General features: G+C 69.7%; 16 protein-coding genes. 13 read left to right on the plus strand and 3 right to left on the minus strand.

The features are described 5' to 3' along the window. Positions 1–24: 24 nt before the first annotated feature. From OG965_RS00595 to OG965_RS00625, 7 genes are all read left to right on the plus strand, one after another. Complete coding sequence (locus OG965_RS00595) at positions 25–1,533, plus strand: amino acid permease (RefSeq protein WP_371656806.1); 1,509 nt, start codon at positions 25–27, stop codon at positions 1,531–1,533. Continuing rightward, complete coding sequence (locus tag OG965_RS00600) at positions 1,534–2,988, plus strand: glutamine synthetase family protein (protein WP_371647967.1); 1,455 nt, start codon at positions 1,534–1,536, stop codon at positions 2,986–2,988. It abuts the gene before it with no gap. A 67-nt stretch (positions 2,989–3,055) separates the two neighbouring features. Further along, the gene (locus OG965_RS00605; protein WP_371647969.1) at positions 3,056–3,892 is read left to right on the plus strand and encodes a sugar phosphate isomerase/epimerase family protein; all 837 of its coding nucleotides are present in this window, start codon (positions 3,056–3,058) and stop codon (positions 3,890–3,892) included. A 69-nt stretch (positions 3,893–3,961) separates the two neighbouring features. After that, positions 3,962–4,231 (plus strand): hypothetical protein, encoded by a 270-nt coding sequence (locus tag OG965_RS00610; RefSeq protein ID WP_371647971.1) that lies wholly within the window; start codon positions 3,962–3,964, stop codon positions 4,229–4,231. A gap of 52 nt (positions 4,232–4,283) precedes the next feature. Further along, positions 4,284–4,790 (plus strand): hypothetical protein, encoded by a 507-nt coding sequence (locus OG965_RS00615; RefSeq protein ID WP_371647972.1) that lies wholly within the window; start codon positions 4,284–4,286, stop codon positions 4,788–4,790. 57 nt (positions 4,791–4,847) lie between these two features. After that, positions 4,848–5,840: a hypothetical protein gene (locus tag OG965_RS00620; protein ID WP_371647974.1), complete on the plus strand. Its 993-nt coding sequence runs from the start codon at positions 4,848–4,850 to the stop codon at positions 5,838–5,840. 51 nt (positions 5,841–5,891) lie between these two features. After that, a complete protein-coding gene (locus OG965_RS00625) occupies positions 5,892–6,626 on the plus strand; it encodes a hypothetical protein (protein WP_371647976.1) in 735 nt (244 codons plus the stop codon). Between the two features lie 177 nt (positions 6,627–6,803). On the opposite strand, the gene OG965_RS00630 is transcribed toward OG965_RS00625, so the two are convergent. After that, positions 6,804–7,028 carry a hypothetical protein gene (locus tag OG965_RS00630; protein WP_371647978.1) on the minus strand — a complete coding sequence of 75 codons (225 nt, stop codon included), beginning with the start codon at positions 7,026–7,028 and terminating at the stop codon, positions 6,804–6,806. Positions 7,029–7,064: 36 nt separating this feature from the next. Here OG965_RS00630 and OG965_RS00635 point away from each other — a divergent pair, with 36 nt between their 5' ends. The 5 genes from OG965_RS00635 to OG965_RS00655 all read left to right on the plus strand — a co-directional run bounded on the left by OG965_RS00635 (position 7,065) and on the right by OG965_RS00655 (position 12,572). After that, positions 7,065–7,814 (plus strand): hypothetical protein, encoded by a 750-nt coding sequence (locus OG965_RS00635; protein WP_371647980.1) that lies wholly within the window; start codon positions 7,065–7,067, stop codon positions 7,812–7,814. A 757-nt stretch (positions 7,815–8,571) separates the two neighbouring features. Next, complete coding sequence (locus OG965_RS00640; protein ID WP_371647982.1) at positions 8,572–9,015, plus strand: NUDIX domain-containing protein; 444 nt, start codon at positions 8,572–8,574, stop codon at positions 9,013–9,015. Continuing rightward, the gene (locus OG965_RS00645) at positions 9,012–9,536 is read left to right on the plus strand and encodes an NUDIX domain-containing protein (protein ID WP_371647984.1); all 525 of its coding nucleotides are present in this window, start codon (positions 9,012–9,014) and stop codon (positions 9,534–9,536) included. Before OG965_RS00640 ends, OG965_RS00645 begins: the two co-directional genes overlap by 4 nt. Further along, positions 9,533–11,557 (plus strand): ATP-binding cassette domain-containing protein, encoded by a 2,025-nt coding sequence (locus OG965_RS00650; protein ID WP_371647986.1) that lies wholly within the window; start codon positions 9,533–9,535, stop codon positions 11,555–11,557. Before OG965_RS00645 ends, OG965_RS00650 begins: the two co-directional genes overlap by 4 nt. A gap of 148 nt (positions 11,558–11,705) precedes the next feature. Beyond that, positions 11,706–12,572, plus strand: a complete 867-nt coding sequence (locus tag OG965_RS00655) for a Scr1 family TA system antitoxin-like transcriptional regulator (protein ID WP_371647988.1) — start codon at positions 11,706–11,708, stop codon at positions 12,570–12,572. A 633-nt stretch (positions 12,573–13,205) separates the two neighbouring features. Here OG965_RS00655 and OG965_RS00660 read toward each other — a convergent pair. Next, entirely contained in the window at positions 13,206–14,582 is a 1,377-nt protein-coding gene (locus tag OG965_RS00660; RefSeq protein ID WP_371647990.1) for a helix-turn-helix domain-containing protein, read from the minus strand. A gap of 396 nt (positions 14,583–14,978) precedes the next feature. On the opposite strand from OG965_RS00660, the gene OG965_RS00665 reads away from it, so the two are divergent. After that, positions 14,979–15,881 (plus strand): TauD/TfdA family dioxygenase, encoded by a 903-nt coding sequence (locus OG965_RS00665; RefSeq protein ID WP_371647992.1) that lies wholly within the window; start codon positions 14,979–14,981, stop codon positions 15,879–15,881. A 139-nt stretch (positions 15,882–16,020) separates the two neighbouring features. Here OG965_RS00665 and OG965_RS00670 read toward each other — a convergent pair whose 3' ends face one another. Continuing rightward, the gene (locus tag OG965_RS00670; protein WP_371647994.1) at positions 16,021–16,794 is read right to left on the minus strand and encodes a glycosyltransferase family 2 protein; all 774 of its coding nucleotides are present in this window, start codon (positions 16,792–16,794) and stop codon (positions 16,021–16,023) included. Between the last annotated feature and the right edge of the window lie 57 nt (positions 16,795–16,851).

Raw genomic sequence — 16,851 nt, forward strand, 5'->3', positions numbered from 1 at the left:
CTCTTGGAGGTTGTGTTGCCTGCGATGCCCCCGCCCACTCCCAGACCTCGGCCACCGCTCGATGACGACCGTCTGCGCGAGCTCGGCTACACCCCTCAGCTGGCCCGGCGCATGGGCCGGTTCGGCAACGCCGCGATCAGCTTCTCGGTGATCAGCATCCTGTCCGGCTGCATGACGATGTACGGCTTCGGCATGGGCGCGGGCGGCCCCGTGGTCATGCTGTGGGGCTGGCTGGCCGTCGGCCTCATGGTCTGCTTCGTCGGCGCTGGCCTCGCCGAAGTGACCAGCGCCTACCCCACCAGCGGCGGCCTGTACTTCATGGCCGACCGGCTCGGCGGCAAGAAATGGGGCTGGTACACCGGCTGGCTCAACCTGCTCGGCCTGCTGGGAGGCATCGCCGGGATCGACTTCGGCGCCGCCCTGTTCACCGGGGCCTTCTTGAACCTGCAGACAGGCTTCACCCCCACCCCCGGCAAGATCATGGCCACCTACTTCGTGATCCTCGCGTTGCACGCGGTGCTGAACCTGTTCGGGGTGCGGCTGATATCCGTCCTCAACGGGATCAGCGTGTGGTGGCACCTGGCGGGCGTCGCCCTCATCGTCGGCGCACTCACTCTCGCGCCCACCCATCACCGCTCCCCGCACTACGCGTTCACCGAGTTCGTGAACACCACCGGCTGGTCATCGAACGGCTATGTGGTGCTGCTCGGGCTGCTGCTGGCCCAGTACACCTTCAGCGGCTACGACGCCTCCGCGCACCTGTCGGAGGAAACCGCCAACGCCGCCGAGGCCGCGCCGCGCGGCATCATGAGCGCCATCACCTGGTCCTGGGCAGCGGGATTCGTCCTTCTGTGCGGCCTCACGTTCGCCCTCCACGACTACGCCGCCGTCCAAAACTCCGCGCTGGGCGTACCGCCCGCGCAGATATTCCTCGACGCCCTGGGAGTCGGCTGGGCCAAGGCCCTGCTGCTGGTGGTGATCGTGGCCCAGCTGTTCTGCGGCAACGCCGAAACCGCCGCCTGCTCCCGGATGATCTTCGCGTTCAGCCGGGACAACGCCCTGCCCGGCTCCGCACGGTGGCGCCGGGTTCATGCCCGCACCGGCACCCCGCGGGCCGCCGTCTGGCTCTCCGTTGCCGTCGCCGGCCTCCTGGCCCTGCCCTATCTGTACAGCCCCACCGCCTACGGAGCGGTCGTCGCGATCAACGTCGTCGGCATCACCCCCGCCTACGCCATCCCCATCTATCTGCGGGTGCGCCAGGGCCGCGCCTTCCAGCAGGGTCCCTGGAATCTTGGCCGCTGGGGCGGGCTGGTCGGGACGGTCGCGGTGGTGTGGGTGGCGTTCGTGACGGTGGTGTTCTGCCTGCCCCAGAGCCGTCCGGTCACCGTGGACACCTTCAACTATGCACCCCTCGCCCTGCTCGTCGCACTCACCCTGGCCGCTGTGTGGTGGCGGGTAGCGGGCAAGGACTACGAGCTGCCGCCGGTCGCCGCCAGCGGTGACCTCGCCCAGATCCAGGATGAGGTGGTGTGAGTGCCTCCCCTCTCCCGATCCCGCGAGGGCGCCGAGCACCCCGGCGGCCCCACCTCCTCCCCCGCCCGTACGAGCATGGCCGCTCCACCCCGACCGCCGGCCCCAACGCCGCCCCTGGAGACGCTGAAGAAGGCGGTCAAGGACGGCACCGTCGAGACGGTGCTCTGCGGGATCGTGGACCCGCACGGGCGTCTGGCCGGAAAACACTATGGCGCACGGCACTTCCTCATGGACGTAGTGCCGCACGGCGCCGACATGTGCGCGTATCTGCAGTCCAGCTCGATCGACATGACCCCGGCCCCTGCCGGATCGGGCCTTGCCTCCATGGAGGGCGGGTTTCCCGACTTCCGTGTGGTGCCTGACCTGTCGACCCTGCGGTTGGTGCCCTGGCTGCCGAAGGCTGCGCTCGTCCTGGCCGATGCCTTCAGCGACGACGGGGAGCCGTCCGCCCTGGACCCGCGGGAGATCCTGCGCCACCAGCTCGGCCGTCTGGCCGCCCACGGACTGCGCGCCGACGCCGGTCTGGAGAGCGAATTCGTCCTGTACCAGGGCACTTACTCCCCCGCCCGGACGGTCGGCGGTCCCGCCCTGCCCCCGCTCACCCCGCAGGGCGGCGACTACGCCCTGCACCAGTCCCCTGCCGTTAGCCGCTACCTCCACCGCCTGCAGCATGCGCTCGCAGCCGCGGGCATGCCGGTGGAGGCGGTCAAGGGCGAGGCGGCCGCCGGGCAAATCGAGGTCACCTTCCCCTACGGGGACGCGCTCAAGGCCTGTGACCAGCATGTCGTGTTCAAGCACGCCGTCCAGACCCTGGCCCGCAAAGCCGGGGCGGAGGCGACGTTCATGGCGGCGCCACAGACCGGCGTCGGCAGCGGCCTGCACCTGCACGTCTCCCTCACGCGCAGCGGCAGCCCCATGTTCGCGCACAGCGAGGGCACTGTGCTCTCGCAGACCGGCGAGAAGGCGATCGCAGGGCTGCTGGACGTGCTGGCGGAGCTGGCTGTGCTGTATGCGCCGAACACCAACTCCTACAAGCGGTACGTGCCCGGCTCGTTCGCCCCCACCCGCATGACCTGGGGGCTCGACAACCGCACCTGTGCCGTGCGCGTCGTCGGCCATGGCTCCAGCCTGCGCGCCGAGATCCGCGTCGCCGGGGCAGACGCCAACCCCTACCTGGCCCTGGCCGCAGTGATCGCCGCCATCGTCCACGGCCTTGAATCCGATCTGGCCGCGCCGCCGCGCTGGGTCAACAACGCCCACACCGCACGCGACGAGCCGGCGCTGCCCGCCAGTCTCGAAGAAGCGCTCCGTCTCCTGGAGCACAGCGCCTTCGCCGAGAAGGCCTTCGGGGAAGAGACCGTCGGCGTGCTGATCCACCTCGCCGCAGCCGAGATCACCCACCAGCAGGCCACGGTGACCGATGCCGAACAGGCCCGCTGGTTCACGCAGGCCTAGCCCTCGCGGCCCGGTCGGCCCACCGCCACCGGGCCGCCCGCCCAGGGATCACGAGCAAGGAATCGTCATGGAGTTATGTCTGAACCGGGGGGCGATCGCCCCTCAGGCCCCGCACCACGAAGTGGTACGCGCAGCCGCTGACCGCGGGTTTCGTCAGGTGGAGATGTCCGCTCCGCACTGGCTCACAGCCCTGGACAGCGATCCGGGCCTGCACGCACTGATCGTTTCGGATGCGCTCGTCCCCATCCATGGCTCCTGGGGTCTGCGGCTGGGCTGGGACGATGACCGCTTCGAAGCCGGGCTGCGCCACGCGCGCGTGCGGATGGCGGCGATGGCCTCCCTCGGCAGCCGCAGCGGATCACTGGTCCTGCCCCGCTTCGCCCCTGGACGCACATCGATCAGCCCAGCTCAGCTCCAGGACCGCATCGGCCGCACCGGTGCCCAGGCCGCCCGCAACGGCCTCGACCTCGTCCTGGAATTCATCGGCGTGGGCAGCGCGACGGACGAAGGAGTGCGCAGCCTGCCGGAGGCGGTCGCCTGCGCCCAGGGCCTGGGCTACAACGTCGGCGTCCTCCTGGACACTTACCACTGGCACGCCAGCAACGGCACCCTGAGCCAACTCGCCCAGATCCCGCCGGACATGCCTTTGATCGTGCAGATCAGTGACGCCCTCGGCCTTCCCCGCACCCAGCTCACCGACGCCATGCGAATGCTGCCCGGCGACGGTGTCATCGACTGGCCGCCCTTGCTGACCGCGTTGCACGAGCGTGGCTATCGCGGCCCGCTGTCCATCGACGCGCACACGTACCTGCACGGCCGGTCCCCCACCGATGCGGTCCTCGCGGCCCACAGGGCGGGGCAAGCACTGCTCACGCGCCACCCCCTCACCGCCGGGGCGGCCTGATGACGACTGCCCTGACGCACCGACCCCCGCCCCTGGACACCGAGGACGCGGACCCGGGGTGGGACCTGCATGCCGCCGCCGAGCACCCGCCGACCGCTGCCCGCCGCCTGCCCTCCCCCGACCATGATCCTGCTCCATACGTTTGTCTATGGCGTCATCCCCGCGTACGCCCTCGTGCTGGCCTGGTCCGTAGTGAAAACTTCTCCCCCGCGAGCCAAGCCGCAGCGCGGGGATGCGGCATCGTTCTGGCGCGTCTACTTCACGGGGTACGCGACGTTCCCGCTGCTGTGCCTGCTGCTCATCGCGACGATCCCGCTCTTCCCCGGCCGTGTGCCGTGAACACCGGCCCTCACCTGCAAGTCCGCGAACCCGGGCCGGTTCGGAGGCAGCCGTGACGCCCCTCTACACGCTCCTCGCCCCCGCGGCATTCGCCGTGGCCATACCCGCCCGGCTCCAGGCCGAGCCGCCCCTCTCCGTACTGTTCCCGCCGCAGGGGGGCGAGACGGTCATCGGTGAGACGTTCCAGGTGGTGATCACCGCGGCAGGCCCGTTCTCCCGCGCCGTGCTCGAACGCGTCGAAGAGCTGCAGCCGGCGGGGGCCGGGCCGGTGTTGGCCGACCAGCAGGGCGCCTTCTGCCTGTGGCTCATCCCTTCCGGCATCGCATGGGCACACCCTCACGGGTTCTGCAGGTCGAGGGGACGCAGCGACCTGCCCCCGCTCGACCAGACCGAGCCGCCCGGGACGTACTGGGTCAGAACTCCGCGCGCGCACTGGGTGGGGCCGCTCACCCTCGCCACCGCTCTCGACGACATCGCACCACCCCCGCCACCACTGAGCCTGGTGCTGCTGCCCCCGAGCGCGGCCCCGGCACCGCCCACGACGCGGGCGGCGCGATGACCAACACCCGCCTCGCCCGCAGCGCTCACCTGTCCGCCCGCCTCTGAAAGGTTCCCCGTGAACGAGAGTGTGTCGTCCCTGTCTGTTTCCGCCTTCACCGACGAGCCCATCCCTTACATCGTCGCTGTCGTGCACGGTGGCGAGTCCGCCGAGGCGGCCGTGCGCTCCCGCCGGTGCGCTCAGGCGGTGGCTGAAGCCGTGATCGGTCAGGGTGGCGAAGCCCGCCTCACGCTCGCGGACGGCGTCTCGCTCCCGGCGTTCGTGGACGAGACCGGCGCCGAGCGGGCCATCGTGACCATGGGGGATGTGCCGTGCGACGCGGGCAGCCTGCAAGGCCTGCTCAACTCGCTGGAGGTGGACTACGTCGGGTCCGGCGTCGCCGGCTGCACCCTCGCCGCCCGGCCTGTGACCGCCCGCACCCTCCTGCGCGCCGCCCAGGTTCCCGTGCCGCCCCATGGCCCGGTGGCGGCGCACGCCGGGCTGCGCGCCGAGGCTCTGCGGATCTGGGGCGAAGCGAGCGGTCGAGTCCGTGTCCTGCCCGTCCTGCCCGCACCGGTCCCCCTCGGAGCGGAAGGCGACACCGTTTTGGCCTGCGCGGGCGCCGCCGACACGCTGGACGCGCTGACCGACCTGCTCACCCACGCCGCCCCCGCAGCCCCGTTGATGTGGGAGAGCGACATCGCCGGACAAAGCCTGTGGATCGGGATCCTCGACGACGGCCAAGGCGATCCGTACGCGCTGCGGCCTCTGCCCTGCAGTGGCATGCCGCCCGCCGACCGTGCCACCCTCGCTCGCGCCCGGCGCCTGGCCCTGCGCGCCCACCAAGTCCTGCTTCTTCGTGGTCTGTCCCTGCACCGCTTCACCCGGTCCAAAGCCACCCAGCTGCTATGGCGCGAGGTACAGACCCAGCCCGACCTGTCCCCCACCGGCCTGCTCCCCCAGATGGCCACCGCCCACCACCAATACGCCTACGCCGAGTTCATCTACAGCCTCCTGGACAACAGCGCCACCGATCGCACCGCCTGGCGCCGCACCCTCACACCCGCCTGACCTGCCAGGAGCCAGCCCCCTATCCCCCTCCACGACCTCACGGAGAACGCGATGTACGTCATGCGGCCCGCCAACTACGCGGATGAGAAAGGCATCACGCAGGTGATCGTCGACCGGTGCACCCACCTCGCGGACCGCCGACGCATCCGCCACGCCCGTGATGCCGTCCACTCCCTCCTGACCCGCCACCCCACCGCATCGGATCAACTGTGGGTGTTCACCGACGAAACGGCCGCTCCCCACCCCGGCAGCCGCAGCCACGACGCCCCTATCGTCGGCTGCCTGACCCTCACCGCCCGCCTGCCCCACACCCCGCTGTGGACGCCGACCGAACACGCCGAGGCGTGCCTGAGCCTGGAACACCTCTACACCCACCCTGCCCCTGAACATCGGCGTGTCGGCTGGATGATGACCTGCTGTGCCCTCGACCACGTCGCCCGCACCTTCCCCCGAGCGCACTGGGTGCGCTGCGCGGTGCCGCACACACGGCTCCTGCACCACCTGCGCGAGCAGTGGGGGTGGGAGCACGTCCGCAGCGGACCCGGTCAAGACGGCACCGATGTACATCTGCTCCAGCACCGGCCCGAAGCAAAGCCTGGCCTTCCCACATTGATCGCCACCGGCCACCCCGCACCGAAGAAGGAAAGCCGTGACTCCCCGGGCAGCATCAGAACTGGGCCGAGGACAGCCCCTGGCATCGAGCGGTCGCCGCCGCCGGGTTCGCTTCTCCTGTGCCCTACCACCATCTCAGCCAGGCGGCAGGAGAACTCAAGCTCTCCCCGTTGAGGTGCCCGCCACCCGCATCCGTGCCGGATCCGTGGCACGGCAGCAGCCACCGCGCCACCGTCCAGTCATGGCGAGGGCTTCGCGGAAAGAAGTCCCTCCCAGCCACCCCCACCCCACCCTGTTTCCCACCCGTTCGTGGAGTTCTTGATGCAATCCGGTCCCTACACAGCGACGGGCTCACTTCCCCTGCCCGCTCAGGAGGTTGAGGAGTGCGTCGCGGTCATCTACGGCGCCGCCTTCCGCCGCGATGCCCGCCGCCTGCAGCAGCACGCCCAGGAGATCGCTGATGCGGTCGGCAGCCTCGGACGTAAAGCGTGCGTGGTCGACGCAGATGACGGCGTCGTCGCTGGAACGCTGTGGGAAGCGTCTGCCGAACGGGCCGTAGTCGTCACCACCCCTCACCCCGACGCCGGCTCACTCCAGGGCCTTCTCAACCACATGGGGATCCCGTACGTGGGCTCCGGTGTCCTGGGCACCGCTCTGGCCGCGCACCAATACAGCGCCCGCCAGCTCCTGCGCCACGCCGGAGTCCGAGTGCCCCACCATGTGCTGATCAACGCCCGCAACCAGCCGCGTGCCGAGGCCAGCCGCATCTTCAACCAGCTGCCCCTCAGTCCCGTACGGATCCTGCCCGTCACCCCACCCACGCAGCCGCTGCCCGCCAGAGCCGAGGAGGAAAGCGAGGAGTGGCGGTGTACCGGACTGGCCCACAGCCGGGACGAACTCGCCGACCTCATCGCCCGCCACCGCTCACGGGCCGCGCTGCTGGCCGAAACCGAGATCCCCGGCAGGGGTCTGTGTGTCGGGATCCTGCCCGAGCGCAGCGGCCGTCCCCGCGCACTCACCCTTCCCGCCCAGGCCCACCCCCTCGGCGACGAGGCACTCAACCACGCCCGCGACATGGCCCGGCGCGCTCACCGCACCCTGCACCTGCGCGGACCCGCCGTGCACCACCTCACACTGGAAGGCAGCACCCGCCCGGTGTGGCTCAGCGTGGAGACCCACCCCTGCCTGTCCGGCGACGGACTGCTCGCCGGCATGGCCGCCAGCCGCTGGGGCCTCAGCCACCCCGAGTTCATCGGCCAACTCCTCCAGTCAGCCACCACCGACGCAACCGCACACACGGACGCTCTGCCCACCCCAGCGGCCGCGAATATTGCGCTGGTGAGCGAGAGGGAGCGACGTTGAACGGCCGACGGCGACAGCCGAGCAGTCGTGCACCCCGCGTACACGATGGACGGGCCGGTGGGCATGTCGCACCACAGATGCTGCCCGGACAACTGGCCGAGTACCAACCGACGCACCACCCCTCGCGGAGGGGGTGGACACTCATCTTGCGCGGTGCCCCACGCCAGGCGGTATGGCGAGCCACCAGGCGCCCGCTGCCCTGGCTGCCGCCTCGTGCGGTGCTGCCTGTCTGTCACTTTACGGACCGCTCACCGAGAGACGGATCGCCGTGCTGCTGCGTACCGACGCCTCCGTCCGCAGGAGCCCACTCACCACGCCCCACCTGCGAGCCGTCATCGACCGGCACCAGACCAGCCTGCCGCTTGCGCTCGGACAGGGCTGCCTGCTGGACAACTCCCGCTGGCTCCACGCCCACACCGCCTTCCCGGGTGACCGTCTGTGTTGGCGAGCCCGGGGAGAACCGCGAATCCGCACTTTCCGCTCGCGATCCGTTTGCCGCTGTCCGTGTCTGTTCCCCGTCCGCCGTCCCTGGCCGGAGAGACCGATGTTGATCAAGGAAAGGCAATCACCGGTCCGTGTGACAGTTACCGCAAGAGTGGATCGAACGCAAGATCACGCCCCACCGGCCCGGAATCACGGGCCCATCGCCTCTAATCGAATGTTGTGGCGACGCTTCGCTCTCGCATCACCGTTACGCATGACCCGTCGGACGAGTTTCCCGAGCACCTGTCCGTACTGATGCCCCCGGAGGAGCTCCATGCGAACCCAGCCCAACATCATCGGCGTTCACCTTGTGTTCGAGCAGAACGGCCAGGTTCTCCTCCAGCATCGCGCACCGCGGTCCGCGTTCGCACCGCTGGAGTGGCACGTGCCGGCCGGACACCTGGAAGCCGAGTCGGCCGAGGAGTGCGCCGTACGGGAGGCCGGCGAAGAGCTCGGGGTGCTTCTCGATCCCCATGACCTCCGTCTCGTCCACGTGCTCCATTACCGCGACCGCACTCAGCCCATGCCACGCCTGCAGCTGTTCTTCCGCGTCCTCGGCTACCGGGGCACCCCCAGGATCTGCGAACCCGACCGCTGCATCGCGCTGGGCTGGCACCCGTCCTCGTCGCTGCCCACCCCGCTCGTCGACTACACCGCCGTCGCCCTCACCGCCATCGCCGCCAACCGGCCCTTCTCCGCCATGGGGTGGGGCGCATGACCACCCACAAGCCCCAGCGTGCGCTGGTCGGATCAGCCGCCGCCTCCTTCATCCAGCGCAACGACGGGAAAGTCCTGCTCGTGCACCACGCGGGCACCGGTCACTGGGTCATGCCGGGCGGCAAGACCGATGACGGACCAGGCGGCGGGGAGACCCCGCGCCAGTGCTGCGAACGCGAAGCCCGGGAAGAGACCAGCGCTCCTGTCACGGCAGGCAGGCTTTTGGTGGTGCAGTGGCTACCGAGCGGCCGCAACGGCCGGTACGAGGTGAACCCGTGCGCCTGCCACCTGTTCGTCTTCGCCGCCACCATCCGCCCCCAGGACCACGCCCGCATCCGCGTACCCGACGCGGAGCTGCTCGGATGGGGCTGGTGGGATCCCACCGAGGCCCCAGCCGTGATGGACGCGACAAACACCCATCTGCTCACCGCGGCGCTCCGCGCATCGGCGGGCACCGGCCCGGCGCCGGCCTACCTCGAAGAACTGCCCCCGTACGCACCGGCGGGAGGGGACGTCGCATGAGGCGGTGGCGCCGGCACAAGCCGGTGGAGGAGACGGTGCGGTCGGCCTCCGAGGAGACGGTGCGGTCGGCCTCCGAGGAGACGCTGTTCGGCGGGTCGCTGCGCTACGACCTCGGCTGGAACACACACGATGACGCCTTCCTTGAGCTCGGGCTGCGGGCCATGGTGATCCGGCTGCCCAAGCTGATCGCGTTGACGGTGAAGCTGGCGTGGCGGGCCGACCGCGATGCCCTGCGCCTGGTCACGGCGGCCGAGGTCGGCCGGGGCATCTGTCAGGCCGTCGGGCTGGTCGCCGTCAACCGGATCCTCGCGCATCTCCTCGCCGGCGGGACCACGGCTGAGAAGCTCACCGCCGCGAGCGGAGCGATCGGGGCAACTGCGGCCGCGGCGGGGATAGGGGCCGTGCTGCGGGCTCTGTCGACTGCCGGGACAGGGCGGCTGGAGCCGAAAGTGGAGCGGGTGGCGACCGAGCAGTATTTGGCGCACACCTCCACGGTGGAGCTGGCGGCGATCGAGGACGATGAGTTCCACCGCCTCCTCGACAGTGCCTCCTACGGGGCCGGGTCGGCGCGGCGTCTGGTCAAGTACGTGCAGAACATCGTCACGGGCTTCATGTCGCTGGCCGCTGCTGCCTCCGTCCTCGCGGTCCTGCACCCCCTGTTGATCGTGTTGCTGGTCGCGATGACGGTGCCCAGTTCCTGGGCCGCGCTGACGGTGGCCCGCCGCCGCTACACCTCCTTCCAGACCTGGGTCCAGCATTCGCGTGCCGGGCAGCTCATCAGCCGGCTGCTGATGTCCACCGAGGCCGCCGCCGAGATCCGCGCGCACCACATCGGCCCCTACCTGCTGCACCACTACCGGCAGATGTCGCTGGACCAGGAAGCCGAGCAGCACCGGCTTGCCCGTCTAGCCGCGCGCACCGGGCTGATCGCCGCCGCGTGGACCGGCCTGGCCACCGCGGCCGCCTACGCCACCCTCGGGGGCCTGCTGTGGAGCGGGGCGATGGCGTTGTCCGTGGGAGGAACAGCCGTCCTCGCCATCCGCACCGGCTCCTCCAGCCTGTCCAACCTGGTCCTGCAGATCAACTACTGCCACGAGGAATCCCTGTTCGTCGCAGACCTAGACCAGCTGTGCCAGCAAGCCACCGCCCGGGCGATTCCCCTCTGCGGGCAGGCGCTGCCCGCAAAGCCTCGCGAGATCCGCTTCGAGGACGTCTCCTTCACCTACCCCGGCAAGGACAGCAAGCAGGCCCTCAACGGCGCCACCCTGACGATCCCCACCGGCAAGATCGTTGCCCTGTGCGGGGAGAACGGCAGCGGCAAGTCCACCCTGGTCAAACTCCTCGCCGGCCTCTACCAGCCCGACACTGGACGCATCTGCTGGGACGACGTCGACACCGCCACCGCCAACCGCGCCGAACTCGTCTCCCGTCTCGCCATGGTCGGACAGGACTTCTACCGCTGGCCCTTCACCGCCGAAGTGAACATCTGCATCGGCCGCTCCACCATCCCCGTCAGCATCGAGCGGCGCGACCGAGCCGCCCGCTACGCCGGCGCCGACACCCTCATCGCCGACCTGCCGCGCGGCTGGAAAACCCTCCTGGCCCGCGGCTACAAGGACGGACACAACCCGTCGGGCGGGCAGTGGCAGAAACTGGGGATCGGCCGAGCCCACTACAGGGGCGGGGACATTCTGATCGTGGATGAGCCGACCTCCGCCCTCGACGCAAAGGCCGAGCAAAGCCTGTTCGATGAGTTCCGCAGCCTCGCCGACGACGGCCAGACCGTCATCCTCATCACCCACCGGCTCGGCTCCGTACGGACCGCCGACCTCATCTACGTACTCGATCACGGACGTGTCGTCGAAAGCGGCACCTTCACAGAGCTCCTCTCCGACACAGCGCCGGGACCGAAAGTCTTCCGCAGTCTCTACGAACTCCAGGCCGCCCAGTACCAGCAGCCCAACGTCACGATCCCCCACCCCACGACCCCAGCCGGGTCCGGCGAAGGGCGCACCTCATGAGCGCAGGCGCACTCCACCGCCGTAGCCGTCGGCTGTACGCGATGAGCGGGTGCCGCCGGTCAGGCGGATACCCTCCGCCCCCTTCACCATCCTCGCCACAACCAACGTACCCCTCCCTCTCCCTTCGACTCCGCCCAGGTGAGACACGATGACCTCCACATCAAACGATCCGCCCGTGCGCCTGCTGGTCATAGGCTCCAACCTGATCCACATGCGCGACCTCCGCGGCATGAGCCTGGCCCAGGCCGCGAAGGCCGCGCGCGTGGGCCCAGACGAGCTCACAAGCTGGGAATCCGGCAAGATACCGCCAGGCGAGAAGAGCCTGACACGATTGATGCGCCTGTACCGTCAGCCCTCCGAGGTCCACCGGGTCCTGGCCGACTGGGCCACGAGCATCAGCGATGACGGCACACGGCATGTCCTTCCGGACACCGCCCCCGAGGCACAAGACCGGCTCGTGGCCTTCGAACGGTACGCGGTCGGCGTCCACGCATACGGCAGTCGCACCTTTCCCGCGCTGGTGCGCAGCAGCACGTACGCGGACAGCCTGGGACCGATGCGCTCCCCCCTCATGATCGGCTTGACAGGCCCAGGTCGCTGGCGCCGCCCCGTCGTCACCGGCCTCCACTCCTGGGAACAAGTCGACGTCGTCCTGGAAGAATCGCTGCTCCAGCAGCCATGCAACAGTGACCCCCGCATCCTCGCCGACCAACTGACATACCTGTGCGAAGTCGTCGACAAGGGGCTCGCGGACATCCGCATCATCCGCACCAACACTCACACCGGGCTCTATAGCGGTGATCTCCTCGGCCTGACCATGCCCAGCCCCCACAACTCCACCGTGTGGATCCACACAACTCCCGACTCCGCCACCTACATCAACGGGAGCCCCGGCCGGGAACACCAGCGCGGGTTCGATGCGACGAGCGCGCGGGCGGAGCCCCTGGGCCTCAGTGCGGATTTGCTCCACGAGGCCGCCGCCGCGTGTACGACGCGAGGGGCGGAGGCACAGTGACCAGTCAGACCTTCACCACTTCCCCTTCCCTCTCAGCTACCCGCAGGTTTAACCAGCCGGACTCGGTAACAGCGATCCAAAGGGCCATCCGACTGCTGTGCGCCCGGGCCACCGATGGCAGCCGACCGCTCACCGCGACCCCGCCGATCGACGCCCCCACTGCCTCCCACGGCGTCGTTGAGCAGCCAGGCGCCAGGCCGCGCTCGACCTCAACATCGCGGGGGTGCTCTCCAGCCCACCTGCCGCCGCTGTGGTGGCCGACCAGCACCCCCGCCGAAAGGTAGCCCCATCCCGGGCCGACGCCACGGAACACACCCACACTGCTCCCGCGTGCGGCACGCACCAGCTGCGCACCGCGTCGCCCTAAAGCTCGGTGGCGGCACGGAGTTCGTCTCCGCTGCCTGCACGCCACCACCCTCATCCCCCAGACCCGGCGCCCTCTGAACACTGGGCCAGAGTCCACCGCCTCCGGCTGAACAACCCTGGACAGGTCGAGCAGCCGGGGCGGGCATCACCGAATGGGGGCACGGCCAGATACCTCCGGCTTCGCTCGCCTCGCCCCTCCGTTTCTTCTCATCTCAGGAGTCACAGGTGGTTTTACGGATCAGCCCGTGTTGCTGCCGTCGGGCCGGGTCAGTGCAGGACGCCGCACCGTGCGGCAAGACCGCGCAGCTCGCTGGTGGTACGCCCGGACACCAGCAGACCGGCGACCATCGACTTCACCGCCGGGCGTGTGTGGGTCTCTTCCGGCGCGTGGTGCTCGGCTGCCAGCAGCGCGCGTACGCAGTCGTCCCGGCGTCCCCAGTGGGCCAGCGCGGTGGCGACGTCGGTGTAGTAGCGGGCACGGCGCTCTACGGTGGGCAGGGCCTGCGGGACGATCCGGCGAGCGGCGTTGAGGGCTGCCGATGGGTCTCCTGCAGAGTTCTCTGCCGACACGAGGTGGAGCTGTACGGTGACTGGCGCGAACCCGCCTCCGTGATCACGCAGCATGGTGACGCCGCCCAGCTGTCTCGCAATGGAGAGGGCTTCTTCGGTCAGTTGTCGCATCCCTGCCGGGTCGCCACTGCGCGCGGCCGTGTAGGCAGCCGACTGGATCAGCAGGCCGCGTTCGGCTTTGCCGTCACGTCCTGCCCGCGACAGACCGGGGTCGTCGGCGGCGGCCAGAGCGATCGACATAGCTTCGGTGTTCCATCCGGCTTTCCGCGCAAGGACTGCCAGGTTCCGAGCGGCTTCTGCCATGGCCAGGACGTTGCCGGTGGATTCGGCCAGCTGCCGGGCACGGTCGGCGGCCATCCATCCGATCTGCTGTTCGTCGAGCTTGACCAGCAGACGCGTCGCCAGCGTGTACGCCTGGGTGAGGATCCCCTCGTGTCCCACTCCAGCGCTATGCCCGGACCTGATGAGGCGGGGCAGTCGCACGGACAGGCTGGCGTACTTGCAGGCGTGGAAGTCTGTCATGGCGCGGGACAGTTCGACGTCCAGCTGCTCGGAAGGCCGCAGCGGTTCCGCGGGACCAATGCCGAGCATCGCGTCGCGCAGCCGGCCGACGAGCAGTTCCCCGACGGCGGGCTCTTCCGGCTGCGGCGTACTGCCCGTCAGGGGCGCGCCTGCGGCGGCGGCTGCCGTGACCGCCAGGTTCGCCAACAGGTTTCTCCGCCGCACCGGATCGTCACCGTCCTCCCACCCAGGTCCCACCACAGTAGAGGCGGGCAGCTGGGGGTAGGCCGCGATCGGGGCAACCGGCTGGCCGTGTCGGACATCGCGGCGCCCCGGGGGCGGCGACAGTCCCAGGGTCTGCGGCGGGATGTCCAGCGCCCTGGCGAAGCCCCACCGCACGTCCATGCCCATCGAGGAGACGCCGCGCTCGTATCGGGAGACCTGGGCGGCGGAGTACCCAGTCACCTCCCCCAGCTGAACGAGCGTCAGACCCCGAGCCTTGCGTGCCTGCCGTACCACCTCACCTGGGATGACCTTCATGGTGGAACCCGGCGTTGCGCTGACGGCATCCATAGCCCGCTCCTGACGATGGCCGGGGCTGCGCCGCGTCCACCGTAGACCTCAACTGCCCTCATGGGCGGGACTTTTGCATCACGTGCAAACACATTTGCGGACCGCGTCAGTGCCCCTGCCGCAGCAGCAGGGGCGCGTTGTTCCCTCCTTGTAACGAAGGCGACGGGACTCCCGCGAGACTCCCGTCAAACCCTGTGGCTGCACGCACAGTTGCTCGACACCCGATCACCCCAGCGTCTGCGCGGGACGCCATCGAGACCGTTCACCTCCCGCGCCCCTCGAAGGATGTCCCGTGAAGCCCATGCCCGCCCTTCCGGTCCGTCGACGCAGACGGATGCCTCGCACCGCCTCGATGCGAACGACACCCCGAACACCCCAACACATAGGAGGCTCCGCGTGTTCATCGATATCCCGAACGAACTCGAAGCCGCTCTGATCGACCTTCCTCTCCCGACGTGGGCACTGGACGGCTCGTTCCTGGCGAAGGCCACCAGGAAGCGGTACCGGACCGAGCTGACAGCCACCCCGCGGTTCGAGGAGACCGCCGCGACGCTGCGGCAGGCACTGCACGGAGAAGGCGGCGGATACGCCGTGCTGCGGCTGGGAAACCTCGCCAAGGCGCTGGGGGCCGACGACGACCGGTTCCTGCGGCTGGCGACGGGCTTCGCGGCCGAGGTGGCCCTGCCCTTCTCGCCCTTCCCGCGGTGGCCTCTGTGGAAGGACATCGGGGTCAAGGTCGACAAGGACCCCGGCAAGTCCAGCGGCATCGGCTATAACGCGTTCCACATGGACCTGGTGAACGGGACCCTGCCCCCGGACTACACCACGCTCCTGTGCGTTCGACCCGACCCCCTCGGCGGCGGCCCCAGCATCCTCTCCGACGCCCACGCGGCCGTGGCGCGGGTCTCGCAGGACAGCCGCACCCTGCTGGCCGAGCCGGCCTACCACTACGGAACATTCTTCGACCTGTTCGGCGTGGGCGAGGAGTGCAAACCGTTTCCGATCCTGGACGGCTCCGCCCCGGGCGAGGGGTTCGTCCGGTTCACCGCCAAGATGCTGGAGAGGTCCGAGCTCCGCCAGGCGCACGCGGATGCCGCCAGGGAGCTCGCCGAGGAGCTCGTCCGGGGTCAGGTCTCCTTCATGCTCCAGCCCGGGGACTACCTCATCGTGAAACAGCGCCGCTTCCTCCACGGCCGGGAGGCGCTCCGCAGCGGCCAGGAGGGTGTCCCCGTCGCCGACCGACGGCTGCTCCTCCAATTGTTCCTGCGGGCGAGGGCTGGCGATGGCTCCACCGCGTAGCCGGCCGATGGGACCACTACCCCGCCGAGTCCCGCCCACGGGTCCAGCCGCCGAGCACGCGGCGGGGCCACGAGGCGGAGCCCTGCCGGCCACCTCCGGAAACGGTCGCGCACCGGGCTCACCGAGCCCGTGCACGGATCTAGATGCGCGAGTTGCGCATGGACTGCCACACAGCGCCGGCCAGCGCCCGCGTTGCCCGCGGGACCGACAGATGCTCGTGCTCGCGGTACAGGGCCCAGTTGTATGGCACGAGCGACAGCTTGTTGGAGGACAGCGATCCCGCCTGGTGGGCCCTGTAAACCGCAAGCGGCTCAGCCAGGCCCCGGGCGTCCGCGCCGTCCCGCATGATCGACAGCCACAGGGCGTAGTCCTGGCGCTTGCGCATTTCCGGCATCAGCCTCGTGCCCAGGACCTTACGGTCGTACATGGCGGTGAGAGCACCGATGTGGTCTTGGACCAGCATCGCGCGGTAGTCCACATGCTCCCGCGCATGGACCACGCGCCCGTTCGGGACCCAGCCGGTGCTCTCACCGTGATAGTCGGCGTCCATCTTGAAGTACGAGGTGAACGTCAATGGCGCGTCGCCTTCCGCGGCGAAGACGAGCTGCCTCTCGATCTTCTCCGGCAGCCACATGTCGTCGCTGTCGAGAAAGGCGATGTAGTCCCCGCGGGCCCGCTCGATCGCCAGGTTGCGGGCCCGGCCCGCACCGCCCCGTTCGGGTGCCGCCTGCGGCAGGACTCGCTCGTCCTGCTCGGCGAACTCGCGCAGCAGGTCCATGGAGCCATCGCAGGACTGGTCGTCGGTGACCAGCAGCTCCAGGTCGCTGTGGGTCTGCGTGAGCACCGATCGCACGGCTGCGCCGAGCGTGGCTGCTGAGTTGTACACGGGCATCACGACAGACACCAGGGGCACAGCGCTTCTCCTTGCCAGACCAGGACCGAAGGCCCATTCAAGCACCGCCATCGAGTA

Source organism: Streptomyces sp. NBC_00224, from assembly GCF_041435195.1.
Taxonomy (GTDB): domain Bacteria; phylum Actinomycetota; class Actinomycetes; order Streptomycetales; family Streptomycetaceae; genus Streptomyces.